General features: G+C 30.8%; 23 protein-coding genes, 1 rRNA gene and 1 riboswitch. Of the genes, 12 read left to right on the top strand and 12 right to left on the bottom strand.

Annotated elements, in window-relative coordinates; genetic code table 11:
- Window positions 1–58 precede the first annotated feature (58 nt).
- Window positions 59–167 (top strand): 5S ribosomal RNA (gene rrf / locus N5D90_RS12750).
- A 231-nt stretch (window positions 168–398) separates the two neighbouring features.
- On the opposite strand, the gene N5D90_RS12745 is transcribed toward rrf, so the two are convergent.
- The gene (locus tag N5D90_RS12745) at window positions 399–1100 is read right to left on the bottom strand and encodes an AcvB/VirJ family lysyl-phosphatidylglycerol hydrolase (RefSeq protein WP_280062707.1); all 702 of its coding nucleotides are present in this window, start codon (window positions 1098–1100) and stop codon (window positions 399–401) included.
- Window positions 1090–3672 (bottom strand): flippase-like domain-containing protein, encoded by a 2583-nt coding sequence (locus tag N5D90_RS12740; RefSeq protein WP_280062705.1) that lies wholly within the window; start codon window positions 3670–3672, stop codon window positions 1090–1092. Before N5D90_RS12740 ends, N5D90_RS12745 begins: the two co-directional genes overlap by 11 nt.
- 99 nt (window positions 3673–3771) lie before the next feature.
- Here N5D90_RS12740 and N5D90_RS12735 point away from each other — a divergent pair, with 99 nt between their 5' ends.
- The 3 genes from N5D90_RS12735 to N5D90_RS12725 all read left to right on the top strand — a co-directional run bounded on the left by N5D90_RS12735 (window position 3772) and on the right by N5D90_RS12725 (window position 6510).
- Window positions 3772–4290: a GNAT family N-acetyltransferase gene (locus N5D90_RS12735; protein ID WP_280062704.1), complete on the top strand. Its 519-nt coding sequence runs from the start codon at window positions 3772–3774 to the stop codon at window positions 4288–4290.
- 54 nt (window positions 4291–4344) lie between these two features.
- Window positions 4345–4974, top strand: a complete 630-nt coding sequence (locus N5D90_RS12730) for an outer membrane protein (RefSeq protein ID WP_280062702.1) — start codon at window positions 4345–4347, stop codon at window positions 4972–4974.
- Window positions 4975–5166: 192 nt separating this feature from the next.
- The gene (locus N5D90_RS12725) at window positions 5167–6510 is read left to right on the top strand and encodes an ammonium transporter (protein WP_280062701.1); all 1344 of its coding nucleotides are present in this window, start codon (window positions 5167–5169) and stop codon (window positions 6508–6510) included.
- 55 nt (window positions 6511–6565) lie between these two features.
- Here N5D90_RS12725 and N5D90_RS12720 read toward each other — a convergent pair whose 3' ends face one another.
- Window positions 6566–8593, bottom strand: coding sequence for a M3 family metallopeptidase (locus N5D90_RS12720; protein ID WP_280062699.1), 2028 nt, complete (start codon window positions 8591–8593; stop codon window positions 6566–6568).
- Between the two features lie 140 nt (window positions 8594–8733).
- Between N5D90_RS12720 and N5D90_RS12715 the strand changes: the two genes are divergently transcribed.
- The 3 genes from N5D90_RS12715 (at window position 8734) to N5D90_RS12705 (ending at window position 11830) form a co-directional block, all read left to right on the top strand.
- Entirely contained in the window at window positions 8734–9660 is a 927-nt protein-coding gene (locus N5D90_RS12715; RefSeq protein WP_280062698.1) for a glyoxylate/hydroxypyruvate reductase A, read from the top strand.
- A 101-nt stretch (window positions 9661–9761) separates the two neighbouring features.
- Entirely contained in the window at window positions 9762–10655 is an 894-nt protein-coding gene (locus tag N5D90_RS12710; protein ID WP_038337196.1) for an AraC family transcriptional regulator, read from the top strand.
- A 176-nt stretch (window positions 10656–10831) separates the two neighbouring features.
- Window positions 10832–11830, top strand: coding sequence for a beta-ketoacyl-ACP synthase III (locus N5D90_RS12705; RefSeq protein ID WP_038337194.1), 999 nt, complete (start codon window positions 10832–10834; stop codon window positions 11828–11830).
- Window positions 11831–11888: 58 nt separating this feature from the next.
- Here the strand turns inward: N5D90_RS12705 and N5D90_RS12700 are convergent, their stop codons facing one another.
- Window positions 11889–12305, bottom strand: a complete 417-nt coding sequence (locus N5D90_RS12700; RefSeq protein WP_115001183.1) for a DUF2007 domain-containing protein — start codon at window positions 12303–12305, stop codon at window positions 11889–11891.
- A gap of 80 nt (window positions 12306–12385) precedes the next feature.
- Between N5D90_RS12700 and N5D90_RS12695 the strand changes: the two genes are divergently transcribed.
- Entirely contained in the window at window positions 12386–13132 is a 747-nt protein-coding gene (locus N5D90_RS12695; RefSeq protein ID WP_280062696.1) for a dienelactone hydrolase family protein, read from the top strand.
- A 103-nt stretch (window positions 13133–13235) separates the two neighbouring features.
- On the opposite strand, the gene N5D90_RS12690 is transcribed toward N5D90_RS12695, so the two are convergent.
- From N5D90_RS12690 to N5D90_RS12675, 4 genes are all read right to left on the bottom strand, one after another.
- Window positions 13236–14150 carry an AEC family transporter gene (locus N5D90_RS12690; RefSeq protein WP_038337191.1) on the bottom strand — a complete coding sequence of 305 codons (915 nt, stop codon included), beginning with the start codon at window positions 14148–14150 and terminating at the stop codon, window positions 13236–13238.
- A gap of 81 nt (window positions 14151–14231) precedes the next feature.
- Window positions 14232–14918, bottom strand: a complete 687-nt coding sequence (locus N5D90_RS12685) for a VOC family protein (protein ID WP_280062695.1) — start codon at window positions 14916–14918, stop codon at window positions 14232–14234.
- 284 nt (window positions 14919–15202) lie between these two features.
- Window positions 15203–15625 (bottom strand): PaaI family thioesterase, encoded by a 423-nt coding sequence (locus N5D90_RS12680; protein WP_280062694.1) that lies wholly within the window; start codon window positions 15623–15625, stop codon window positions 15203–15205.
- Window positions 15626–15673: 48 nt separating this feature from the next.
- Window positions 15674–16279, bottom strand: coding sequence for a hypothetical protein (locus N5D90_RS12675; RefSeq protein ID WP_280062693.1), 606 nt, complete (start codon window positions 16277–16279; stop codon window positions 15674–15676).
- 48 nt (window positions 16280–16327) lie between these two features.
- A riboswitch (SAM-I-IV-variant riboswitch) is annotated at window positions 16328–16422 on the bottom strand.
- 575 nt (window positions 16423–16997) lie between these two features.
- Here N5D90_RS12675 and N5D90_RS12670 point away from each other — a divergent pair.
- Window positions 16998–17792 (top strand): alpha/beta fold hydrolase, encoded by a 795-nt coding sequence (locus tag N5D90_RS12670; protein WP_280062692.1) that lies wholly within the window; start codon window positions 16998–17000, stop codon window positions 17790–17792.
- A 117-nt stretch (window positions 17793–17909) separates the two neighbouring features.
- Here the strand turns inward: N5D90_RS12670 and N5D90_RS12665 are convergent, their stop codons facing one another.
- Both N5D90_RS12665 and N5D90_RS12660 read right to left on the bottom strand, forming a co-directional pair.
- Window positions 17910–19595 carry a DUF262 domain-containing HNH endonuclease family protein gene (locus N5D90_RS12665; protein ID WP_280062691.1) on the bottom strand — a complete coding sequence of 562 codons (1686 nt, stop codon included), beginning with the start codon at window positions 19593–19595 and terminating at the stop codon, window positions 17910–17912.
- 2 nt (window positions 19596–19597) lie between these two features.
- Window positions 19598–19903 (bottom strand): hypothetical protein, encoded by a 306-nt coding sequence (locus tag N5D90_RS12660; protein WP_280062689.1) that lies wholly within the window; start codon window positions 19901–19903, stop codon window positions 19598–19600.
- Window positions 19904–20310: 407 nt separating this feature from the next.
- Here N5D90_RS12660 and N5D90_RS12655 point away from each other — a divergent pair, with 407 nt between their 5' ends.
- From N5D90_RS12655 to N5D90_RS12645, 3 genes are all read left to right on the top strand, one after another.
- The gene (locus tag N5D90_RS12655) at window positions 20311–20952 is read left to right on the top strand and encodes a DUF6266 family protein (RefSeq protein WP_280062687.1); all 642 of its coding nucleotides are present in this window, start codon (window positions 20311–20313) and stop codon (window positions 20950–20952) included.
- Between the two features lie 510 nt (window positions 20953–21462).
- The gene (locus tag N5D90_RS12650) at window positions 21463–21717 is read left to right on the top strand and encodes a helix-turn-helix domain-containing protein (RefSeq protein ID WP_314543829.1); all 255 of its coding nucleotides are present in this window, start codon (window positions 21463–21465) and stop codon (window positions 21715–21717) included.
- A 146-nt stretch (window positions 21718–21863) separates the two neighbouring features.
- Entirely contained in the window at window positions 21864–22313 is a 450-nt protein-coding gene (locus tag N5D90_RS12645) for a hypothetical protein (protein WP_280062685.1), read from the top strand.
- 142 nt (window positions 22314–22455) lie between these two features.
- On the opposite strand, the gene N5D90_RS12640 is transcribed toward N5D90_RS12645, so the two are convergent.
- The gene (locus tag N5D90_RS12640) at window positions 22456–24405 is read right to left on the bottom strand and encodes an oleate hydratase (protein ID WP_280062684.1); all 1950 of its coding nucleotides are present in this window, start codon (window positions 24403–24405) and stop codon (window positions 22456–22458) included.
- 93 nt (window positions 24406–24498) lie between these two features.
- Window positions 24499–25374, bottom strand: coding sequence for a helix-turn-helix transcriptional regulator (locus N5D90_RS12635; protein WP_280062683.1), 876 nt, complete (start codon window positions 25372–25374; stop codon window positions 24499–24501).
- Window positions 25375–25474: the final 100 nt, after the last annotated feature.

The following is a 25474-nucleotide window of genomic DNA, read 5'->3' as shown; positions in this document are numbered from 1 at the left end:
CTTGAGGCTTTTTTATCGAATCATTAGGATGTAAACCTGATTAAAAATACAAAAATATTAGGGTGACTATAGCTGCAGGGCTCACCTCTTCCCATTCCGAACAGAGAAGTTAAGCCTGCCTGCGCCGATGGTACTGTTACTTACGGGAGAGTAGGTCGTCGCCAGTTTTTATTCAAAAGCCTCAAGATTTATTTCTTGAGGTTTTTTTATGTTTTAAATTTTTAGTTAACTAGAAAGTATTATAATAATTTTTAAATCATTCAACTAAATATCAGGATTAAGTTTCATTTTTATTCTACGATTAACAAATTAAAAGAGAGCTTGAAGATTTTAAATCAAAAAAGTTCCGAACATTTTAAGATGTAATTATGTTAAATGAATATTTTCTTATTTAATGATTAATTACTAGTTTTAATAATAGTATCAGTTACTTTTTGATAATTTCGGTTAAAGTGATGATTACCACCCAAAGAAATTATATTTTTATTGCTAAAAGTAATTTTATTGTAGGGATAATTTTTTCCATAATCACTTAAAATAATAGATAAATGTAAATTAGGTAATTGATTAATTTCTGGAATTGTATTCCATTTTCCGCTTACATTTTCAAAAATTAAATTTTTGTAATGAATCTCAAGATCAGCTGTTTCATAAGGATCTAGAAGAATAAGTTGATGTATTCTATCTTTGGTTTTTGTAGGAAGCTGATTGATAATAAACGGAATCGCATCAGCACCAAAAGAATAGCCGATAAATACAACTTCTTGATTTTTGTGATGTTTGAACTTTTCTTCTAAAAATTGACTTAATATTTCTGCCGTTTTTTTAGGATCTTTCTCGTTCCAAAAATAAACTTTAGAATTTAATGCATAAATATCATAACCTTTTTGATGTAGATTCTTACAAATTGATTTTGAGAAAGATCCTAATCCAGCATCTCCACTTAAATAAAACAAGATAGGTTTAGTTTCATTTTTATTTTCCCATATTTTAAGCGGTAAAGGATCTTTGATATCTATATCATCTCCTTTTGTACGTACGATATACAAACCAATTGTAGTGATAATCAATCCAAATAATATGAAATATTTAGTTTTCATCTTGAGGTTTCATAACTTTATTTAACGCTTGTGGAAGTTGAAGAAGTTCTACTTCATTAGCATAAATGATGTATTTATTGATCCAATAATTGGCGTATTTTTCTTTGAAATCGCGCATTGTTTGATATTGTTTAAACGTACCAATTCGTTGATAAGCAAATTTCATGAGTTGCTCAGCAATATTATTTGGTTTATCCAAACCAGCTAATGGAGTTAAACCAATGTTGATGTATTTCTTTTGATTTTCTTTGGCGTGATTAATTAATGCAATTATCACCGCATCCATACTACCATTTGGCGAATCAACAGTTCTGCGAAACAAATCGTAAGTCATTTCATCTTTTGCATAATCTGGTATCACATTCAGAAATGTTACTACTTTATTTTCTTCATTTCTCAATGCAATAATAGTCTGATTTTTTAATATTTCTCTGTCAAATTTACCTTCAGCAAATACAATTTCTTTTTTATCAAATTCTTTTAACCATTCATTTGAAACAGATTCAATTTCATTTAAAAATCCTTCTGTCAAAGGAGGTAGAATAACCTCTGTTTTAAAACCTTTTTTCTCTAAAGTATTCAATGCATTTCGCATCGATTTACGTTCTTTTCCTTGAAGATTAAAGGAATCAACCTCAATAATTCCTTCTTGTCCAATTAATAAATGTTGTTTTTTAAACTTTTTGAAATCAATTAAATCATTTTCCGAAACTCTATAATACGCAGTTTTCAAACCTTTTGTTCTACAATAATTTTCGAATTCTGAAATTAAATCTGATTTATACTTTGTATCACAAACGACATTATCCAAAACAATAGCAAAATTTAAACCGATTTTATACGCAACAAAACCATTAATATTTGAAGAAAAATAAAGTGTTTTATCATCCATTAATTTAAAATAATCTAATGCTGAATTGCCATATTTTTCGACAATTTCTTCTGCTTCTTCATAATCCTGAATATCTTTTGTGTTATAATTTTTAGCTCTAAAGAATGCTAAAATCAATAATATCCAAGAACTAAATCCAAAAAAAATATTGATGTCTTTGAAATCTTTGGCAAAGGTTGTTCTCGGAACTAAATTGTTTTCGCTGAACAATAAGAAGTTTTGGAATGTATAATAAAAAGCCTGATTCCAAGAGAAATCTACACCAAAATGTCGTTTATCAATGAAATAAAAACTTAAAACATTGAAAATAAAAATAGCAAAAAATGCTAATAAAAAAATCGAGAATCCCTGTCTTAATCTTTTCAAATTTGTTTTCAATGGGTATTGATTTCTGCTGTAAATTAATAGTACAATGGTCAAAAATGCGAATCCAGCTTCTTCGTAGTCCAATGCTTTGAATATATTTCCGAAAAATGAAAGTATAGCAAATATTAAAGCAAAAATCCATGCAGATTTTAATCCTTTGATGAGATAAGATGATGTAATCAATAAAGCAATTCCGACAAATAGAATCATCAATTTTGAAAGATGCATGAATTCGGTTGGTAAATATAATTTTTCGAAATGCAAACGTTCAGCAAGAGGAGGAGTGATGACTGAAATTATATTAATCATTCCTAATGTAAAAATCATAACAGCAGGAAAAATTCGTGCAAATAGTTTTCTTCCACGCCACATAAAACTCAAACATCCAAAACCTAAAGGCAGCCAAAATTCGAAAACGCGATATAATAAAGTTGTAGCTAAACCTTGGTTATGAGAATAACCGAATTGTGTTAAAATATACACCATCGTAAATTCTACAGCGCCCAAACCTCTCAAAAATGGCGAAATAATCATCAATAAAACAGAAATCGTATATGCCAAAGCCGCCGCATCAAAAGTGGGTTGAATGCCTAACGCTAACATTGCGATGTAGACATGTAAAATCCCAGTAATTTCGATGATTGTCGAAATTAGAATCGTGAGATTAATATTTTTTCTGTTCAAAGAAGCTTCAAAAATTGGATTGATTTCTTCCGTAATCTTTGGAAATTTATTTTCTATAATTTGATAGAATTTATTTTTGGTTTTGAATGAGTTATAAATGAAATAAACCAAAATTAAAATTATGCCCAAAATAACTAATGATATCCATGAGTCATTAAAGTATTTGTTGACGTAAATACTATAAATAATGATGGGAACGCCAATGATGAAAACCGTTAATAATCCAATAAAACCATAAATAGAACTTGCCTGAATGATTTTATTTGTTTCAAATTGTTGTTTTTTGATTTGTTTGGGTAAATAAGCCAAAGAACTAATTCCGCCCGCTGGTAAAAAAACACTGATAAAATTTCGTTTGAGAAATAAATTGACAGCGTCCCAAAATTTAAGAGGTAAACCAACTGTTTTGAAACTTGTGATATACATTGCAGCTTGTAGCGAAATATAGAGAAGTGTAATTCCGAAACCGATCAACAGCCAAATAGGTTTTGCGCTTTGGATACTCGGAATAATTTGCATCATTTCTTTGCGTTCGCTTCTAAAAAATACAAATGCGAGTAATAAAATAAGTATTGCTAAAACTTGTTGCCAAGGTATTTTTACATATTTTATAGATTTTGGAAATCTCATGTTAGGATAGTTAGTTTTATTACTTCAATTTATTAAAAAATTAAATATCAAAACTTATGATTTGCTTAAAAATCACTTATATTGAAAATAAAATAAGATATGGAGACTGGATTAAATTTACGTCAAGCTATTTTGAATGATGCAGATAGAATTTGGGAGATTTTGCAGCAAGCGATTCAGAAAAGAAAGGAGGAAGGAAGTAATCAGTGGCAAAATGGGTATCCTAATATGACTGTTGTGAATAACGATATTTCAAATGGTTTTGGTTATATAATTGAAAATGTTGATAATCTAATCATTGGATATGTTGCAATTATTAATGAAATAGAACCTGCTTATACAGCAATTGAAGGAAAATGGCTGAATGATGATCCATATATCGTCATACATCGATTGGCTGTTGCACAAGATGTTAAGATGAAAGGTTTAGGAACTTGGACGATGGATGAGATTGAAAAAATAGCAATTACAAAGAAAATACAGAATATAAAAGTTGATACCAACTTTGATAATATTGGAATGTTGCGTGTTTTTGAAAAGTTAGGTTATCACTATTGTGGCGAAGTTTTTTTTGATGGAAGTCCAAGAAAAGCTTTTCAGAAAAATAATATAAAATAATTATTATCGTTTTACTATTGTTATATATTTGTTTGATTTTAAATTACCAAATAAATGAAAAAAAAATTCTTACTTATTATTTTAGCATTTAGTATAAACTCTTTTGCTCAAACTCAGAAAAACAATTGGGTTGTTGGAGCTTCTTCAGCATTAGGTTTTAATTCTAGCCAGTATGATTATAGTAATGATTATGGGCAAGAAACAAAAAATAAATTTAACCAGTTTGATGTTAATGTAACAGGAGGATATTTTGTTATCAATAATCTAGCGGTTGGCTTAGATATTTCATATAGAAATTCCGTAAATACAATTAATTCCTACCGTTTTGATCCTGCTGGAAATTCAATTGGTTATAAACAAAAATCGAAAGGAAACTCAATTTCTATGATGCCTTTTGTATCTTATTATTTTGCAAATGACTCTAAGTTTTATCCATATTTAAGTGGAGGAGCAGGATTTGATACTTCAAAGTATAAATATTATAGTGATGCTAATTTTGATAGTAGTAGTAAAAATAATGCCTTTACTTGGAAAGTTAAAGGAGGTGTTTCATATTTTATAACTCCTGCTATTGCTTTAGATTTTGGTTTATCATATGATCAAGTTAAATACAAGAAGGAACAATATATACAAAATTCAGTAAATACATTTGGAGCAAATGTTGGACTTAAGTTATTTTTATAATTAGATAAACTAAATAATCAAATTGATAAAAAGATTCCAAAAAAGGAATCTTTTTTTATGAATTTACATAGGGTAATTATGTTTAAAATGTAAAATTAATATTTTAACCCCTAATTTTTATAGGGTGTGATTGAAAATAAATGATTTTATTTAAAAATAATCTAATTTTGATAGGGTTAAAATTAAAAACTTATGAAAGTTGGATTAAAATGGAAAGTAGCTTTTGCAATTATAACATTAGTTGCATTAGCTGGATTATTTTGGAAACCAGTTGTAGATATTCCAAATACAGGAGAATTCCTTAGCGAAGAAAATATTGTAAATTCAGATGTCGCCTGGATTTTAGCAGCTGCAGGATTGGTGTTATTGATGACGCCAGGTTTATCTTTTTTTTATGGAGGAATGGTAGGTAAGCGAAATGTTATTTCTACCATGTTACAAAGTTTTATTGCCTTAGGTGTGATTTCGATTTTGTGGGTTGTAGTTGGGTTTTCACTGTCTTTTGGTAAATCAATCGGTTTTACAATAAATGGAGAACATTACGGAATTATTGGTAATCCTTTAAGTTATCCATTTTTTAATCATGTCGGAGCATTTCCACACAAAGACATGGCATCTACAATTCCATTTGTTTTATTTGCATTGTTTCAAATGAAATTTGCAGTCATTACACCAGCGCTTGTAACTGGTTCTTTTGCCGAAAGAGTGCGTTTTATTTCATATTTGTTATTTATGATTTTATTTAGTTTAATCATTTACACACCGCTTTGTCACATGGTTTGGCATCCAGAAGGTTTATTGAATAAATATTTTGGAGTAAAAGATTTTGCAGGAGGAACTGTTGTTCATATGAGTGCAGGATTTGCAGCGTTGGCAGGAGCTTTGGTGATAGGTAAACGTAAAAACAGAGAACACAAACCTGCAAATATTCCATTTGTTATGCTTGGAACAGGAATGTTATGGTTCGGATGGTTTGGTTTCAATGCTGGTTCAGCTTTGGGAGCAAATGCCACAGCAGCTTTAGCTTTCGGAACAACAACAATTGCTTCTGCTTCAGGAATGATGACATGGATACTTTTTGATAGAATTAATGGCCGTAGTGTTTCAGCTATGGGTGCGTGTATAGGAGCCGTAGTTGGATTAGTAGCAATCACACCAGCTTGTGGGTTTGTTACAATTCCTGAAAGTATATTTTTTGGTTTTATAACTGCTATAGTTTCAAATGTAATGGTTTATTGGAAAGTATTAAAACGAGTTGATGATACTCTAGATGTTTTTGCATGTCATGGAGTCGGAGGAATCATGGGAATGATTTTGACAGCTATTTTTGCACATGGAGAAAATGCGAGTTTGTTACATGGCGGGATACACGTGTTTGCACATCATATGATTGCTTTGTTGCTCGTTTCGTTATTTACTTTTTTCGGTGCAATTGCGTTATTTTATATTACTGATAAAATGATTCACTTGCGCGTGAGTGATAGAGCCGAGTTCGAAGGGTTAGATTTGTCGCAACACGGGGAAAGTTTGCATTAATTAAACAATAGTATTATAAAAAAATCCGACTACTAAAAGTAGTCGGATTTTCAATTTATATTAATCCAGCACGCTTTAATAAAGCATCTGCTGTTGGTTTATGACCTCTAAATTCTTCGTACAGTTTCATCGGTTCTACAGTTCCGCCAGATGATAAAAGTTTATAGAATTTTTGAGCTGTTTCTGGATTGAAAATTCCAGTTTCTTGGAAAAATGCAAAGGCATCTGCATCCAAAACTTCGGCCCATTTATATGAATAATAACCAGATGAATATCCACCTTGAAAAATATGTGAGAAGGATGTACTCATCATATTTTTATCAATTTCTGGATACAACTCTGTTTGTTTGAAAGTTTCTTTTTCAAATTGTTGTAAATCATTAATTTCAGCCAAATCATTTGCATGATAAGCCATATCCAATAATCCAAAACTCAATTGACGAACAGTTTGATAACCTTCCATAAAACTTGAAGAAGCTTTTACTTTTTCAATTAATTCTTGCGGAATAATTTCTCCTGTTTGATAATGTTTTGCAAATAATTTCAAAGCTTCTGGTTCGTAACAGAAGTTTTCGTAAAATTGAGAGGGTAATTCAACAAAATCCCAATAAACATTTGTTCCAGAAAGACTTTCGTACGTCGTATTTGGTAACATTCCGTGTAGCGCATGTCCAAATTCGTGGAACAATGTTGTTACTTCCTGAAATGTTAATAATGAAGGTGTGTCTTTCGTTGGTTTTGTAAAATTACAAACAATCGAAATGTGCGGACGTTTGGTATTTCCATTCACATTAGAAGCTTCTCTATAACTTGTCATCCAAGCACCAGGGCGTTTTCCTGCACGCGGGAAAAAGTCTGCATACAATAAACTTAAGAACGCTCCATTTTTATCTAGAACTTCATAAGTTGTTACTTCATCGTTGTATTTATCAATATTATGAATTTCTTTAAACGTAATTCCATATAATTTTGTTGCGACATCAAAAGCTCCTTGAATCACATTCTCTAACTGAAAATAAGGTTTCAATTCTTCGTCAGAAAGACTGAATTTTTTCTGTTTTAATTTTTCAGCATAGTACGCATGATCCCAACGTTGCAATGTTTCAATCCCATCAGTTTCTTTTGCAAATGCAGTTAATTCTTCAATTTCTTTTTCTGCAAATGGTTTTGCTTTCGTTAATAAATCATTCAAGAAATCTAAAACAGTCGTAGGTGTTTTTGCCATACGTTCTTCCAAAACATAATCAGCATGCGTTTTATAACCTAATATTTTAGCACGTTCGTGACGAAGTTTTACAATGTTTTTTACATTTTCTTCGTTGTTAAATTCATTATTTTGATAAGCTTTTACTCCATTTGCTCTAAACAATTTTTCTCTTAATTCACGATTTTCTGCGTATTGCATAAACGGAATATAGCTTGGTGCTTGCAAGGTAATTAACCAACCTTCGTGATTTTTTTGTTCTGCATCAGCTTTCGCTTGATCAATTGCATATTGAGGTAAACCTTTCAAATCATTTTCATCTGTAATAATCAATTCGTATGCATTAGTTTCTGCCAATACATTTTGACCAAATTGCAATGATAACATCGAAAGTTGTTTGTCTATTTCGCGTAATTTATTTTTGTCTTCTTCGTTTAGATTTGCACCATTTCTCGAAAAACCTTTGTATTTTTTTTCTAGTAAATAAGCTTGTTCATCGGTTAAATTCAACGAATCCTTTTGATTATAAACGACTTTAATTCGTTCAAATAAATCTTGATTTAAGCGAACATCATTTCCAAATTCAGATAATAAAGGCGAAACTTCTTGTGCAATTTCTTGAATTTCATCATTCGTTTCAGCTGAATTAAGGTTGAAGAAAATAGAAGAAATTCGTCCTAATTTTTCACCAGAAAGTTCCATTGCTTCAATTGTATTAGCAAAAGTTGGCGCTTCAGGATTCGCAGTAATTGCATCTATTTCTGCTTTCGCCTCTTCAATTGCTTGGATAAAAGCAGGTTTGTAATCTTCATTTTTGATTTTAGAAAAAGGAGCACTTTCAAAAGGTGTTTCAAATTTTTCTAATAACGGATTTGCCATTTATAGTGTATTTTTTAGTTAAAATATATTTGTTTGAACTCTTTCAAATTCTAATCCAAATGTAAGAAATCTGACAAATAGTCAAATTTAATGTGTGATTAATTTGGAGTTATTTACATTTGTTTTAAAAGTAATCAATTATGAGTGTAGCCTTAATATTCAATCAAAAACCAATAGAAGAATGGCAAAGAAATTTACAAGAATTGTTGCCAGATACGAAAGTTGAAGTTTATCCAAATATCTCAAATCCAGATGATGTAGAATTTATTGCAACTTGGAAACCGCACAAAAATTATGTAGCTGAATTTCCAAATCTAAAAGTTGTACAATCTGTTGGAGCAGGAATTGACCATTTGTTGCATACCAAAATTCCAGATTCAATAAAGGTGACACGTATTGTTGATCCTGCTTTGAAGCAAGAAATGTTTGAACATGTTTTGGCTTGTGTTATGACTTCAATGAAAAATTTGTTGACGTATTATAAAGATCAAGTTCGTAAACAATGGAAGCCTACTACTTATCAAAATATCAAGGAAACAACTATTACAATTTTAGGATTAGGTGAAATCGGAAAGTTAGTAGCAGAGCAATTTGTTGCTTTAGGTTTTCAAGTCAAAGGTTGGTCGAATTCGCCTAAAAATATAAATGGAGTAGAATCTTTTGCAGGAAAAGAAGGCTTGAATGCTGCAATTTCTAATACTAATTTTATTGTCAATATTTTGCCTTTGACAGATGATACAGAAGGTATTTTGAACAAAGACTTTTTTGCACAATGTTCAGCTCATACAGTTTTGGTGAATGTTGGTCGTGGAGCACATTTGGTCGAAAAGGATTTATTAATTGTAATCGAAGAAAAACAAATAAAAGAGGCTTATTTAGATGTTTTTGTAGAAGAACCTTTACCTGAAAATCACCCTTTTTGGACGAATGAAAATGTTTATGTAACACCTCATATTGCGAGTGTTACAAATGCAACAACAGCTCTAAAACAAGTTGCAGATAACTACAACAGAATGAAAAATAACGAGACTTTATTGAATGAAGTTTCATTAGAAAGAGGATATTAGATATACCAAAATGACGTAAGATTTTGTTAAAAAGACGTATTTATGTTTTTACTTGTCAAAAAAATCTTTTAACATTGTATTCGAAAAAATAAAAGCTAAAAATGAGTGATTATATTCAACTTTATTCAATTGATAATATTTTAAGAACTTACAAAGAAGAAGCAACCGATCGTAGGTTAGCAATCTTTGATGTAGGTCCTGAAAACAATTATTATTTTGTAAAACGAAAACCTTATAAGTTTACGTCGCTTGGGTTGATTTTAATTACTGCAGGAACATGTGAAATCACGGTGAATTTAGAACCAACGTTAATCAAACGTGATGATATTATTGTGGTTCTTCCAGGTCAGTTGTTCGAGATTATAGAGCACTCGGCTGATTTTGCTGTTCAAGCAATCTTCATTGATTCAGATCTGATTATTGAAGCTGGTTTTCACGTAAAATCCAATAATTTAGTAGAATTTTTATCGTCTAAATATCCTAAAATTATTTCTTTAGATAAAAAGATTGTACGTGATATGCGTTACAATCTGAATAAGATTAGTAAATACACCATCAAGAACGAAAATATCTTTGCAAAAGATTTGGTTTTACATCATTTTTCGGTCTTGATGTACGAGATGGGAAATTACTACAACCAAGCTGTAATGGCGAAAAGTACTACGAAAGAAGTCAGAAAGGAGGAATTAGCTAAACAGTTTTTGTATTTAGTTTCAACACATTTTCGTCGTCAGCGCAATGTACAGTTTTATGCAGATGAAATGTTTATTAGTCGTAAGCATTTAACTAAGATCATCGTTGAAGTTTTTAATAAATCACCCAAACAAATTATTGCCGAAGCCATTGTTTTAGAAGCTAAAGTCTTACTAAAGAACCCAAAATATAGTGTTTCTGATGTTGTGACAGAATTAAATTTTATAGACACTTCCGTTTTTAGTAAATTTTTCAAAAATTATGCAGGTGTTTCGCCTACAACTTTCATCGCTTCTAACTAATAATTGATGTAAATCAATGCAAATGTGAAAATTTTCTAAAAACGTCTTTTTGACATATTATTACGTTTATTTCGCTAACTAATTTGTTAAATTGGATAGACCTTTGTTGCTCAAATTTTAATTGATGCGTCTTTTAGTAGATAATCGATACATGAAATTTGAATGAAAAGAATTTTATGGTGGTAGATTTTACAAAAAAAATATTTGCACATATTTCAGCAATCGGTGGTTATGTGCCAGAAAACAAACGAACTAATTCCGATTTAGAAAAGATTACAGACACTTCTGATGAATGGATTGTAAAAAGAACGGGAATTAAAGAACGTCGTATTTTAGAAGAAGGTTTAGCGACTTCTGATATGGCGGTTAGTGCAATTCAGAATTTAATTGATACATACAAAAAAGACATCAAAGATGTTGATGCGTTGATTGTTGCGACTTCTACACCAGATATGTTGATGCCTGCTACAGCGAATATTGTGTGCGAAAAGTTAGGAATAGAGAATGTTTGGGCATTTGATATGAATGCTGCTTGTTCTGGATTTTTGTACGCGTTGGACATGGGCGCTTCGTTGATTGAAAGTAGACGTTACAAAAATGTTTTGGTAATTGGTGCTGATAAAATCAGTGCGTATGTAGACATCAAAGATCGTTCGACAAATATTTTGTTTGGAGACGGTGCCGGAGTGGTTTGGTTAGAGCCTACAAACGAAGAAGGAATTCTGGATGCTTTGTTATTGAGTAACGGAACTGGAAAAGAATTCTTGAATATAGAAGGAGGTGGTTCTTTGTATCCAGCGAGTTCACAGTTATTGGTTGATGAGAAACGTTACATTAGACAAGATGGAAAAATTGTATTCAAAAATGCAATTCAATCGATGAGTGATACGTGTGTCAATGTTTTGAAACGCAACGATTTTTCTGTAGAAGATGTAAATTGGTTGGTTCCGCATCAAGCAAATAAACGAATTATTGACGCTGTTGGAAATGAAATTAATATTGAAGAAGGTAAAACTTTAATCAATATTGAGAATTACGGAAACACAATTGCAGCGACAATTCCGTTGTGTATTTGGGAAAATACATCAAAATTAAAGAAAGGAGATTTATTGATGTTGACAGCCTTTGGCGCAGGTTTCTCTTGGGGAGCAAGCTTATTGCGTTGGACAATTTAATCAATAAAAATCATATATTTTTGTTCATAAAGAACGGCAAGAAATTGTCGTTCTTTTTTTATTGTAAACCATTAAATTCTTCACCACATTTCTTGCATTTGAACACGTTTTTGTAGTAAATAGGGTAGACCCAAAATATGATAGAAGATAATAAAGAAAGTAAGCCTTTTCCACCTTTCATCGACTTGTAATTGCTGTAATACTCATTGCTTCCACACTTTGGGCAAACAAGAATTTCGTCCAAATCATTGGTGTAATTTGAAGCATCAATTTCTTCTAAAACTTTCATGGCACGATCAGTATCTTCTTTCTTAATTTTTACTTTCACACCACCAATTGCATTCGATAAAAACTGATTCATCCCAACCGAATGTTCATCAAAAACAAAAGCATCAATTTGTTCACTTTCTAATTTCGAACGTAAAATATGTGCTTCAATAGGGCTTTCAAATGTTTTTAATGTAATAAGTTCCATGGTAATTGTGTTAAATATTCAATTCAATATCCGATATAAAATTAGTTCTTTTTATCTTAATGTCTTAAATTTTTTAGTAGATGAAAAATGTAATTCAATGTTTATTTTTAATTGTATTGATGATGAATACGACACATGCACAAAATCTAAAACAAGTTGCTTATAAAGATGGTTCGCAAAAATTGAACGGTTTAGTAACTGATAATACGATGAAGAAAAGTCCAGGAGTTTTGATTTTACCCGCTTGGAAAGGAGCTGATAACGAAGCAAAACAAGCCGCAATAGATTTAGCAAAAGAAGGCTATATTGCGTTTGTTGCAGATATTTATGGAGAAGGAGACAATCCGAAAGATAATGCGGAAGCGGCTAAAATAGCAGGAAAATACAAGTCTGATTATGCAGCTTATCAAAAACGAATTGATTTGGCGTTGAAAGAGTTAATCAAAGCTGGTGCAGATCCAAGTAAAATTGCTGTAATTGGTTATTGTTTTGGAGGAACAGGCGCATTAGAAGCTGCTCGTGCGCAATTAGCTGTTGTTGGCGTTGTTTCTATTCATGGTGGATTAGCAAAAGATTCGGCTCGAAAAAATATTCCTCTTAAAACAAAAGTTTTGATTGAACATCCTGCTGAAGATGAATCTGTAAAACCCGAAGATATTTCGAATTTAGTAATTGAAATGAACGAAGGAAAAACAGATTGGCAAATGATAACTTACGCAAATTCAAAACATACATTTACCAATCCAGAGTCACCTGATTACAATAAAGTAATGGCAGATAGAGCTTGGCAACATACATTATTGTTTTTGAAAGAAGTATTGAAATAAAACCGTTAATTCGAATGAGATTCTTTTTAGAATTTTGTATCGAGAATAAGGTTTTAGAAGATAAAATTTATCTTAATTCTAATAAAAACCGTAATATGTAAATCTACTGAATAAACAACTGTATCATTTCATACCAAAAAGCAGCTGTAAAAAAGCCTACAATAATACTGATTCCAATAATCAAATTGGTTAGTTTGGTGTTGAGTTTAAATTGTTCCGCAATAATACTCGATGTTACTAATGTAGGCATTGCAGCTTCAAAAATAGAGATTTTAGCTACATCACCTTTTATTCCAATTACGATGGCTAAAAGCATTACAACTGCAGGCGCAATCATTAATTTGTAAACCATAGACATCGAAATTTGTGACCATAATTTTCTCCAACCATTAAACTTTAATTGCAATCCAACCGAAAATAAAGCCAATGGACCTACAGTTGCAGCTAATTTGTCAAAGAAAGGTTCAGCAGGAGATAAGTCGATAAATTGAGATAAAATCAATGCACTAATACAACCCAAAAATGGAGGGAAAGTAAATAATCGTTTCAAAATAAATTTAGAATCTATTGCTCCAGATCCATTGCTTCCGCCTTTTAATGCAGAAACTATTCCGATGGTTGATAAGCACAAAAACATGGTTTGATCACAAATAATCGCGATACTTAAATACTTTTCACCGTAAAATGCTGAGATCAAGGGGAAACCAATAAAAGATGTATTGCTATAGCCGCTTGCCAATTCCAATGTTCTTCTCGAACGCTCCGAATACCCTTTTGCTTTGCTGTAGAATTTCATGTAAAACAAACTTCCAACGGCTATAATGACAGTCGAAAAGATAGGGAATAGCATTTCTTGCGACCATTCTACTTTTGGTAAATATTTAAACGAGACTGCTGGTAAAGCCAAATATAAAATCCATGTATTGATCCCTTTATGTGCATCAGGATGTATAGATTTTGTTGCTTTAAACACCATTCCGGCGATTATGCAGACTGCGATTAATATAAAGTTTACCATTTTTTAGATATTTGGAATGCAAAGTTACAATCCCATTTTTTTTTACCCTTAAGATATCACTTTTTATTCAATGCTTATTTTTTATAAAATGGCAAGATTAGATATATTTAATTTATTATTATCGAAAATTACTTTTGAATAATGATTTTCATTTTCCAAAATAGCTGTAAATGGAGTAGGAGTTATTATATCAGTTGTAGGAAACCAAGTTGTTTTAATAAAGTAATTCGGTAATAATATTTTTCCTTCATCTGAGCCATTAGTACCAAAAGTTTCAAAATCTCCTTTCCAGAATTTAGATGTAGTTTTCTTTTCTAATAGCTGATTAGTAGCCTCAATATCAGTTGTAGGTAAACCAATTTCAGAAATTCCTAAAATAGAATGTTGATCAAATTCTACATCATTCTCATAAGCTAAATTATAATGTGTAATCATCTCAGCAAGATTTCTACCTCCGTCATAGAAATAAAAAGATTGTGCATTCCAATTTTCGAAGTTTGCAATATGTTGATCAGCATCAGTGTTTAGGATTTTAGTTTTATTTTGTATCCAATCAAATGCATTTTCGAATTGATTTTTACAAACTAAAAAACTGAAATGATAAATATGTTCTTCATCCGATTTTATAAAAGTTAATCTTGTCCAACCAACTTGTAAGCTAAACTGATTTTCTGTTTCTTCAATTAACTCAAAAGCTAAAATAGTTGTATAAAATGATTTTGTTTTTTCTAACTCATTTGTAAACAATTGTAATTCTCTTATTTTCATTCTGCGATTTTTTATAAAATTAAATCAACAAAAAAGAAGAAAATAACAAGTTGAATTGATTTAATTAATCGCGTTATAAGAAAATTATTTCTTTCAATCGGTTATTATTCTTTTCTTTCAAAAAACCTTTTTCTCGATACAAAATTCTTACAGAATTTCACTCGAAATGACGGTTTTTTCTTAAAAAAAGATAGAATTACACTACTAATTTCTGTATCAAAATAATCACTTATTTCTATGTCTCTATGTGGTGATTTATTCAAAAGTTGAGACAAATTATATATTTATTTTATTCTCATCATAGTCACCAAAGAAGTAGCCGCATGCGTTTCTTTGTTCGTTGTTTCGTTAACCACAAAAATCTCTGTGCGTATGGTACTTATCTTTTTTCCTCCTTTTATCACATAGGCTTTTGAGAGTAAATAATCACCCAAAGCAGGTCGTAAATAATTCACTTTTAACTCAACTGTTACCACATAACAATCGTCGTCATAGTGAGAAACAGCAGCATAACCAGATGAAACATCAACCAAAGAAGCAATCATAGCACCATTGAACATTCCGTGCTTACGTGTCATCATTTCTTGTTTCGGAATCTTAATCGAAACATAGTCCGTTTCGCATTCGATAAGTGATGCGTTATAAAATTTTAAGGTTTCCGAACGTTTAAAACTAGCTTCTACTAATTCTCTTTTTTCTGGCGTCATATAAAATTGCTTTCAACAAATATAGAGATTTGTCGAAAGCAATTTCAGTTATGCAGTTACGTTATTCAAGTTTTCTTCTTTGATAATCGTATTTTGATGCGACAAAATTACTTTATCCAAACCGCGGTAATAATTCCCTTTGTCGACGGTAATCAATAAATTATTTTTCGGAATTTTATTGATAATCTTATCGTTCGGGAAATGTTGTTTCGAGTTTTTGAAGGTAATAAATACATCATCTTCAGTTAGATTTTTGACATCATCTTCCGAAATAATATCAATCAATTCATAAGGTAAATAAAGTTGATCGAAGATATAATGAAACGTTTTAAGACGCTTTCCGTTCAATTCTTTGCTATGTTGCAAAAAGTTTCTCAATCTATGTACAACAGCGTAGAAATTACCCACCAAAGGCGGTTTGGGAATATTACGCTCGAACAAGCAACCATCAATCAAACTAAGCGGAAGTTTAATATTCAATTCATCTGTTTTTAAATTGTATAGATGACGATAATCCAAACCTCTTCTCTTGAATTCTTCGATAATATGATCTTTTAGCGCAGGAACTGTAATAGGTAATTGTTGGTTGATAAAATCGACCAGTTTTTCATCTGATATAGGAGCTAAATTAAGCTCAGAAATGTTTTGTGACATACAATAAATAGTTAAAATAAAACAATTATTGTATTTCGATAATAGGGGATTTTTCGTTGTTTTTGGATGAACTCCCGTATTGTTTTACCACCGTGGAGACTCCTCTCGGTTGGTATCGTTTTCTACGATTCGAAATACGATGTAAAACTACATAAAAAATTGAATATCTAGTAATCTATTCTAATAATTTTATTTTAAAACGATTATTTAGAATTTTATTCTAAATAGGGTTTTGTTATAAGAATAAAGTTTTAAATAATTACTTGATTTGTTTTTTTATATTCTACCACATAGATATATAGTAATACTAGTTCACTTATTCATTTTTCAATTTATCTCTATTCCTCAACATTGTTAAATCTATGTCTCTATGTGGTTGTAATTTTATCTTCTGAATTAGATGTGACCCTAAAATGAGTTTAGGGAGACGACTTCGCTATTAAAAATAGAGATTTAGAAAATTTTACAAATAATTAAGATAATTTTAATTGTTTGCCGAAAATTATTTTATACATTTGAATAACAAAGTAATTAAAAAATGAAGTTTACGTGCTTATATATGTCGATTCGCAAACAGGTTTGGAATATCCAGACGTGGGAAAGTCATGTATACTAAAAAGAGATTTTATTTTTTAATATATTTTATGTTTCCCCGTCGAGTTTCGATGGGGATTTTTTTTGAACAAAAACAACAATTACCAATATAAAATTAAAAACAATGCAAAGTTTACAACAATTAACGATCCCAGTTTGGCCCTTAGAGGACAACACAATCTTAAACAATGTTTCGGTAACATTTCAACTTTTTGGACTTCCATTAGGAACTGCTCCAGTCATTTTGATTAACCATTCCTTACACGGAGATTCAGATTGTACCTATCATTGGGATGGGGTCATGGGAAAAAACAAAGCAATTGATCTTAATGAGTATACGGTAATCTGTATAGATATTCCTGGAAATGGCGTTTCCCAAACCATAAAGTACGACTATATTCCACGCGATCACATTACAGCACGCGATGTAGCGGTGTTGTTTTGGTTGACGTTATTTGAATTGGAAGTAGACGAGATTTTTGCCATTATTGGTGCAGATTTAGGTGGAGGATTAGCGTGGGAAATGGCTTGTTTGTTCCCAAATAAGGTGCTGAATATTATTCCGATAGCAGCAAGTCCTAAAACAACAGATTGGTTGGTGAAAGAGCCAACTGCTAAAAGCGAATACCTAAAATCTATTTTCTATTCGATAGATATATCACGCAATAGAGGCGATATATTGCAAGTTTCGCAATACATCAAATCGAAGATACATGTGATTTATGTGAAGGACGGAAACTTGTTCAACAAAGCAGAATTGAAACGTTATTACGCCAAACTGCAAGAGTTTAACAAACATGTGCAGTTCCATGAAATAGAACAAATAGAAAACAACGAATTACTAAAAGCAAACATCGATAAGGTTGAAAAAATAGTAGATGGTATCCTCGAAAAAGAATATATAAATAACGTTGCATAAAAACTAAAGCTCCTGTGAAGGAGCTTTTTTTAGTGGGGTATTTAACACAGTATTTATTTTAGTTTATTTTACAAAACTAGATAGATGTCGTTATGTAGAATATTTAAGCCTTTTAGATTAGATATTTTTCATGATGAATGATACAATTTTTTCCTTTCGGGATTGTATCAGTTCTTTTTTCCATTGAATATTTTCAGTAGTCATTCTTTGAATTTCTCTTTGTTGTTCTAAATGATTGTAACTATTTCTTTTGTCTATAAAAGGCTTGTTTCCAACTGAACAATTGTGTGATTTTGAAAGTAATAGATAGTTACCTAAACAGTTAATGTATTGGTTTACAAACTCTTCATCATATTTGTCATAACCTGATTCTGGATTGTCTGTTTGTGGTGCAATATGTTCTAATTCAGGTTTCTCAATTTTGTCAAATCGAGTTGGTGTATAACCGCTTTTACCTTGATTTTCCAAATGGTTTTCATATTTCCAAAGTAAATATTTTGCAGTTGGATGATTTATTCCTCCTTGTAAAGCTCTTTCTAATTCTGTATCATTCCAATAAGCCCACCACCAATCTTGTGTAACTTTAAGCCAATTTATTCGGTCAATAATCGGGTTTATATCAGGATTTTCTGTAGTAAATTCTTTGTAAACTCCATTCAGCCTTGAAGTAATGTCGGCTCTTGTTCCGATAAGTCTGTGTCTTAAAACGATTGATTCTAACTTATTACAAAGTTGGTTGATTTGTTGGGTTGATAAACCAAAACTATATGCCTTGATGATAAACGGAATAGCAATACCGATTCCTCCAAGCGTGATAAGAGAATGGATTTCTAAATTTTCTCTTTCGTCTTTTCCGAAGAAAGTAGTCAAATGCTCAAAACTTGTCGCTAATGATTGAGTAAATGATTTGATGAAAGGGATTGGGTTTGCTTCTGAAAGTATAGAGTTAATTTTGTCAATAGCGTTGTTTTCCCATAATGAGTTAAAATATATACGAAGTGTATAGGTTAAAACTTCATCTTCGTTTATTCTATATTCAATGGAAGAAATTGATTTGTAAATTTTTTCAAATCTGCTTTTAATTTCTTCAATCAAGGCTTCTTTTTCTTCTCCTCCAAACAAATGAACATTAAACATAAACTGAGCCTTGATAATTTCCAAATTCGATGGTTTTTTTCCTCTGTTATTTTGGAAAATAAACATTTGGATTGCTTCCGATTCGTCTTTTACAGGATGTGTAGTACAAGAAGCGTTTTGAACTGTTTCTAACATTTTCAGCAAATAGGATACGTCTTTGTCTGCAAAATGAGTGCTGAAAAAGTCAAAAGCATTTACGATTCTTTTTGCAGATTCTGTATCAAGTCCGTTTTTGTCTTTTTTACTTTGATTAACTACATAATCCTTAAAAAGTTGTTTGTCATAATCAACAGTTTCAAATCTATGTGCCGATTTTCTTAAAATCATATCTTCTTTGGCAACTTCTTCTTTTTCTGTTAGTGGTCGCATAGATTCTAACTTTTTGAATAATGCAGAGAGAAAAATAACAATTGTTGTTAATCGTTGTTGTCCGTCAACTACTCCAAAAGTTGTTTTGTCTTTTTCTTCAAACAAAAAATGTCCGAAATAATAAGATGAAGTTGTAGAACTCCGATTGTAATCTTCCAAATCTGAAAGAAATACATTTGTTTGTTTAGATGTTTTTGTAGTGTCAAATTCTGTATCCCAAGAATAGGCACGTTGATAAGAAGGAACGAATATTTTATTTCCTGCTAACATTTGTTGTATAGTTGTAGATGCTTCCATTTCTAAATATGTCTTTCGCTAATTTTTTTGAAATTTCTATCGTATGTTCCTAAATATTTATTTTTCAAAAAATTGACATTTGTACCTATTGCACTTTTAAACTCTCCAACTGATGAACTATGAATTTCCTTAATTTTTTTGAAATTTTCATCATAAGAAGAATAGTAATTATTTTTATAAAAAATAATAAAGTCAAGACCAATACCACAAAGTTCCCCTACAGAAGAACTATGAATTTCTTTAATTTTTTTACCATTATTATCAAAAGATTGATAATAATGGTTTTTTAATTGTACATCTGAAATCATAAAATATAAATAAGTTTTGTTAAAAATAATTACTATGAAATGTTATTTTTTACGGAAAACCGTATTCTTACGATTTTTTCACAAATTTCCTCCCACTTTAGCTCGTGTTTTCTTCGACCGTTCTTCGACGAGAATGCCGTTTTTCCGAAGTTTCGTCGAACGATGGTCGAACGATGGTCGAACAAGCTAAAAATCGACCAAAAAAACAAACCTTATCTACCTATGATGAATAGAGGTTTAGCGAGGTTTTTATTTTGTTACAATACTATTATTGAATAAAAAGCAACCGGACAAAAGTGGACAAATGTGGACAGAAGCGGACAAATGCGGACACAAAATGGCGTTTTTGTAAATGATGTTGTTTCTGTTGCTAACTTTATGAATATTAACAATAAAAACTTCCAGTTATGGCAGAAATTAAAAAAGGAATCCTTGGTGGATTCTCAGGAAAAGTAGGAACTGTAGTAGGCGTTAATTGGCGCGGTAAGGATATTATTCGCAGTTTACCAAAAAAATCAAAAAGGCGACCAACTGATTTGCAGTTGATGCAACAGATCAAATTCAAGAAAGTAATTGGTTTCTTGCAACCAATTCGCCCTATTCTTAATCTGTATTTTGGGAATAGAGTTGGGCTAAAATCGCGCTACAACATTGCGACGTCTTATACGCTGAGCAATGCATTGGAAATGGTGAATGATTTGCCTGTTATTGTGTTGGAGCGTGTGCTGGTATCAAAAGGTGATTTGGTTGGCTTTTTGCAACCTACGATAGATACGGCTGGTGGGGATACTTTCCAAATGAATTGGGAAGATAATTCTGGACAAGGTAATGCGCAACCTTCAGATCTTGTGAATGTTGTTTGCTATTGCGAAGAACTAAATTCGTTCGAAGTATTTCAAAGTATTGAGACTCGTAATTCTATGAGTATAGATATTGCTTTACCAACCTATTACAATGGCAAAAAGGTTAACTTTTGGGCATTTCTGAATAGTGAAACGAAGACGATGGCGAGTACAAGTATCTATCTTGGCGAGCATACAGTTGTATAAGCTTAGTCGTGAAATTTAGTTTGTTAATTGGAGTGATTTTTCGATACAAGACTTTAATTAACGGCGTAAAAGAGTGAAGAAAAATTGTATCGATAATAGAATTTTATAAATGTTGTTTAAATTTATTTTAACCACATTGAGACATAGTTTTAGCAATGATGGCTTGTAAAGATTAGTTGAAAATACGAATAGGTAAACAACTAATTTCAACGCAAAATCATTTGGTTCTATGTTTCTATGTGGTTATTTTTTTGGAAAGTGGATATATGTTATCTTTTTAGCTTTATGCTTGGTGTAAAACTCTGACAGAACCTCGTTTATATTAATGGTTTTAATCCTAAAACTGTCCAACTATACGCTAGTTTATTGTCTAACACAATCGATTTGAGTACTCTACAATAGGAAAAGAGATAGCTTGATTATGCGTAGAGGAATATTATTAGATTTGTAAATATTTGGTTATTATATGTTTATGTTGTAAATTAGTTAGTCCTAACCCTAACTAAATATATGAAAAATGATTTATTTTTACAAAATGATGGAGAGGCATTGAAGGATATGAAACTCCTACTACTAGAATTCCAAAAAACTTTTCTACTGTTAGAAGAAAGTCAGAAATTCTATGATAACGCAGACCTGAAAAGTTTGCTTAACGTGAGTGACAAAACGTTGTATCGGATGAGGAAAACGAATAAGATTCCTTATATTAAGTTTGGAAATAAATTCTATTATCCAAAACAGTTTTTTAACCAAATGGCTCTTTGATAAGAGCTTTTTTTATGAGGTGTTGGGAGTGGTTTACTTTGTGTATATTCGTTTGTTGTTGAATGAAATGCAGAAATGACAACTTTTTTGTAAAACTGATTTTGTTTATTTTTGTAAAGAAATATTGTTAAGTTTAATTTTGTAAAATGACCCTGACTGATAGTATTGGAAAAATTATAACCGAAATAAAATATTGCTATAACCCAGAAAATGAATATGGATTACAGGAGTTTGAGTCTTTTATAAAAATTGATAATGATAAAGTAATTCAAATTCCTTACTTTCCAGCAGAAGAATGGAATGAAAGTGAAACTTTAAAAAAGTTTGAATTAGCAAGGAAAGTTGAATCTAAACCAATAGAATTAATTTTAAATTTAAAAATCATTAATTATCATTTTAAATATTTCGAAAATGAACTTGATGAAATGGAGAAAGCAATAATTGAGCTTGAAAATGGACTATATATTACTGAGAAAAATGGACCATTTGGATTAACTGATGTTGATTTGCATATTATGAATACAACAGAATTTCTAAAATTAAAGGAAAATATTGAATCAGAATTTGAAATAAAACCTTTAATAATATCACTATAACTAATATTTACTAATAAAAGCTGTTATAGTTTTTAAATAGAAAAAAATATAATAATACTCAAAAAGCTTCTAAATGACTAAAGATTTAGAAGCTTTTATTGGTTTTATAGTATTGGTATTCAGGATTGAATTGAGGGTGATTTTAACCTCTAAAATGTCCTACCCATTCTTTGAATTTACCAAATTGTTCTAATAGAAAAGATTCTTTTTCTTCTTCCTCTTGAGGAGAATCTGATCCAATAGGTAGAATATGTTCAAAATAAGTTCCTTTTAAAACTTTATTTAATAAACCTTCACCCATAAATGGTTTATCATCGTTCAACGTTTTAGTTGCTTTTAATAAATGACGAATGTCGTATTGTAATGGATTAATGTCTGGAACTTGCTTATTTAAATTAAGTAATTCATAAACTGCAATACGTGCGGTACGAACAGAACTTTCCATTGTGAAAACTACATCGTTATTGGTTTCTACAAATTGACCAACTAAACCTAGATTCTTACACTCATCTGGAACTACTTGTGGGCGGTCTCCTTTTGCTCTAGGCATAAACATAGATGTGATGTAAGGCATATAAGCAGAACGAGTGATTGTATTCTCTATAACATCGTCTATTTGGTCTTCAATTCCTAAATGATAACATAATTCTGTTAGGATTTCGTTTCCTGTACAAGTAGGCATTGTTTTCTTGATGTAGTTTCCTTCTTTATCCATAAATAATGCATAAACCCAAAGAACTAAAATATCATCTGGTTGTGTAGGAAAATGTGGTTGACGATTACACGTAAAACTCATTAACCAATTAGAATCTGTAATGGTAATAATTCCGCCTGTAACAGTTTGACCTGAATATGGATCATTAACAGAATATTCTTTTAGTTTTTCTACTAACGCAGAAGGTTTACAAGTTAAAGTAACAGATTCCCATGAAGATTTTTCAATATTCCCACAAAATTTTTCTGGACGACCAAAAATAGGAGATTTGGCAGAAAGGTTTTTCCATAGTTTCCATCCTGCACTTTGACCACTTGTATTATTATCTATCGCTAAGACTGGAGCTGTTGTATTATCTCCATACGCAGTATCTTCTGTCATGGAACCAGTAGTTACAATAACATAATCATTTGGTGTGACAGGAATAATTACATCTTGTCCATCTTGTTCTGTTATAATTCCTTTGACTACTTTTCCTTCTGTATTAATTAATAAATCTAAATCTTTAACTAGTGTATTTAACTGAATTTTTACTCCTTTTTCTTTTAACCATTTACCTAATGGCGTAACAAAAGTGTCGTATTGATTGTATTTAGGAAATACCAATGAAGAAAGATCATTTAAACCATCAATCGCATGTAAAAAGCGATGCATATATAATTTGAATTCTAGTAAACTATGCCAATTTTCAAAGGCAAACATTGTGCGCCAAAATGTCCAGAAATTACTTTCTAAGAAAGATTGATTAAAATAATCTTCAATCGTTATATCATCCAACTCTTCTTTTTTCTTTAACAAAAGTTTGATAATAGCTAATTGATCTTTCTTATTCAAACCAAATTTACTAAAGTCTTTTACTTTCCCTTTTTCATGAATTAAACGTGCAATAGAATAATTAGAATCATTGTCATTTACTAATCTATATTCGTCTAAAACACTATAAGGTTCTGGTAACTCTAATGCAGGAATGTCTTGAAAGATATCCCATAAATTCTCGTAGGTACAATCCATTTCTCGACCTCCTCGAATTATGTAACCATCTTTTGCATTTCCAGCTCCATCTAACGAACCTCCTTCGACCTGAAGTTGTTCTATAAATGTGATGTTCTCTGGAGTGAAATGTCCGTCTCTAATAAAATAATAGGCAGTAGCTAAACCTGCAATACCACTTCCCACAATATATACCTTACTGTCCTTATAAGATTTTGTAGGAATTCCTTTATTGCGTTGGTAATTTCCTATTTGATCAGAGAAAGGATAAGACTTTTCTGGAGTGTTTCTTGGTGTCTCTTTACTCGCATCTGGTTGATGATCAATATTTCCGTAGATAGTAGAATGATTTAAAACGTTGTCAAATTTTGAAGTAACTTTATCCATAATTATTTATTTTAAGATTCTACAATAAAATTACGCTTTATTGTTTTTCTAAAGTATCCCGAAATTCGTCATTTGTATCCCAAATTTCTTTTTTTATATATGTTGTTGTTTTCTATATTGTTGAGGTGAAATAGAAGTGTATTTTTTAAAAAACCGACCAAAAGATGAAGAAGAGTTGAAACCTAGATCTAATGCTATTTGGACAATTGTTTTCTCTGAATAACCAAGCAAAACATACGCTTCTTTTAATAAATATTCGTCAATAATAACATGTGGAGTTTTCTTAGTTGCTTTTTTTACAAGGTGAATCAAATATTTATTTGTAATAAATAATTGATCTGCATAAAACTGTACGTCTTTGTGAGCGATAACATTTTTTTGTACAAGTTGTGTAAACTTACAAAATAGAGTGTTGATTTCGCGAGAATGATTTTTATTTTCTTTTGAATATTGTTCAGCAATTATAGAGGCAGATTCAAGTAGTAAAGTGAAAATAATCGATCGAACAATATCTTCTAAGAACAAAACATTTCTTTCTCGTTGCTCTTGAAGATAATTGATTAACATAAAAAGATGATTCGCTTCTTTTTTATTTGCCTTACAAACTGTAAAGTTTTGATGTGTAAACAAATTAAGTTTATCAATAAAGAAAGGATTAGAAATGTTTTTAAGGAGAAAATTTTTCTCAAAAAATAACAATTTCATTCTGAAATTAGAGCTGGTATCTAGAATTTTCAAAACAGTAGATGGAGCAGAAATTAAGAATTCATTTTGAGTAATACAATATTTCTGAGAATCTATCTCAACTTCTATTGAGCCAGATAAACAAATACAAAATGCATAAAAGTCGATTCGAAATGATCTTTCAGGAAACGCAAAAATTGGATTTCCTGATGAGATATAATATAGTTTATTACAATTTACGCCATAAAAAGACAAGGTCTCTTTTAGATTTTCATAGTTTTTCATGCTTGAAAATAATAGTTGGTTAGATCGTTTTTTAGGGTAGTAGAATTGATAAAGCTAAAATAAGAATTGTTTAGTAAGTAATTAAATACAATAAGGTATT

Origin of the sequence: Empedobacter sp. GD03797 (genome assembly GCF_029842105.1) — a bacterium.
Taxonomy (GTDB): Bacteria; Bacteroidota; Bacteroidia; order Flavobacteriales; family Weeksellaceae; genus Empedobacter; species Empedobacter falsenii_C.
Note: the sequence above shows the minus strand (reverse complement) of the source record. Positions and strands in the feature narration are given on the sequence as shown.

What these genes read in the sequence shown, in the direction of transcription:
- N5D90_RS12650 (WP_314543829.1), top strand. Translation starts at nt 21,463, where the DNA reads ATGAAAAATGATTTATTTTTACAAAATGATGGAGAGGCATTGAAGGAT.
- N5D90_RS12640 (WP_280062684.1), bottom strand. Translation starts at nt 24,405, where the DNA reads ATGGATAAAGTTACTTCAAAATTTGACAACGTTTTAAATCATTCTACT.
- N5D90_RS12735 (WP_280062704.1), top strand. Translation starts at nt 3,772, where the DNA reads ATGGAGACTGGATTAAATTTACGTCAAGCTATTTTGAATGATGCAGAT.
- N5D90_RS12700 (WP_115001183.1), bottom strand. Translation starts at nt 12,305, where the DNA reads ATGGAACTTATTACATTAAAAACATTTGAAAGCCCTATTGAAGCACAT.
- N5D90_RS12660 (WP_280062689.1), bottom strand. Translation starts at nt 19,903, where the DNA reads ATGATTTCAGATGTACAATTAAAAAACCATTATTATCAATCTTTTGAT.
- N5D90_RS12720 (WP_280062699.1), bottom strand. Translation starts at nt 8,593, where the DNA reads ATGGCAAATCCGTTATTAGAAAAATTTGAAACACCTTTTGAAAGTGCT.
- N5D90_RS12705 (WP_038337194.1), top strand. Translation starts at nt 10,832, where the DNA reads ATGGTGGTAGATTTTACAAAAAAAATATTTGCACATATTTCAGCAATC.
- N5D90_RS12715 (WP_280062698.1), top strand. Translation starts at nt 8,734, where the DNA reads ATGAGTGTAGCCTTAATATTCAATCAAAAACCAATAGAAGAATGGCAA.
- N5D90_RS12675 (WP_280062693.1), bottom strand. Translation starts at nt 16,279, where the DNA reads ATGTCACAAAACATTTCTGAGCTTAATTTAGCTCCTATATCAGATGAA.
- N5D90_RS12745 (WP_280062707.1), bottom strand. Translation starts at nt 1,100, where the DNA reads ATGAAAACTAAATATTTCATATTATTTGGATTGATTATCACTACAATT.
- N5D90_RS12680 (WP_280062694.1), bottom strand. Translation starts at nt 15,625, where the DNA reads ATGACGCCAGAAAAAAGAGAATTAGTAGAAGCTAGTTTTAAACGTTCG.
- N5D90_RS12655 (WP_280062687.1), top strand. Translation starts at nt 20,311, where the DNA reads ATGGCAGAAATTAAAAAAGGAATCCTTGGTGGATTCTCAGGAAAAGTA.
- N5D90_RS12670 (WP_280062692.1), top strand. Translation starts at nt 16,998, where the DNA reads ATGCAAAGTTTACAACAATTAACGATCCCAGTTTGGCCCTTAGAGGAC.
- N5D90_RS12710 (WP_038337196.1), top strand. Translation starts at nt 9,762, where the DNA reads ATGAGTGATTATATTCAACTTTATTCAATTGATAATATTTTAAGAACT.
- N5D90_RS12740 (WP_280062705.1), bottom strand. Translation starts at nt 3,672, where the DNA reads ATGAGATTTCCAAAATCTATAAAATATGTAAAAATACCTTGGCAACAA.
- N5D90_RS12725 (WP_280062701.1), top strand. Translation starts at nt 5,167, where the DNA reads ATGAAAGTTGGATTAAAATGGAAAGTAGCTTTTGCAATTATAACATTA.
- N5D90_RS12730 (WP_280062702.1), top strand. Translation starts at nt 4,345, where the DNA reads ATGAAAAAAAAATTCTTACTTATTATTTTAGCATTTAGTATAAACTCT.
- N5D90_RS12665 (WP_280062691.1), bottom strand. Translation starts at nt 19,595, where the DNA reads ATGGAAGCATCTACAACTATACAACAAATGTTAGCAGGAAATAAAATA.
- N5D90_RS12645 (WP_280062685.1), top strand. Translation starts at nt 21,864, where the DNA reads ATGACCCTGACTGATAGTATTGGAAAAATTATAACCGAAATAAAATAT.
- N5D90_RS12690 (WP_038337191.1), bottom strand. Translation starts at nt 14,150, where the DNA reads ATGGTAAACTTTATATTAATCGCAGTCTGCATAATCGCCGGAATGGTG.
- N5D90_RS12685 (WP_280062695.1), bottom strand. Translation starts at nt 14,918, where the DNA reads ATGAAAATAAGAGAATTACAATTGTTTACAAATGAGTTAGAAAAAACA.
- N5D90_RS12695 (WP_280062696.1), top strand. Translation starts at nt 12,386, where the DNA reads ATGAAAAATGTAATTCAATGTTTATTTTTAATTGTATTGATGATGAAT.
- N5D90_RS12635 (WP_280062683.1), bottom strand. Translation starts at nt 25,374, where the DNA reads ATGAAAAACTATGAAAATCTAAAAGAGACCTTGTCTTTTTATGGCGTA.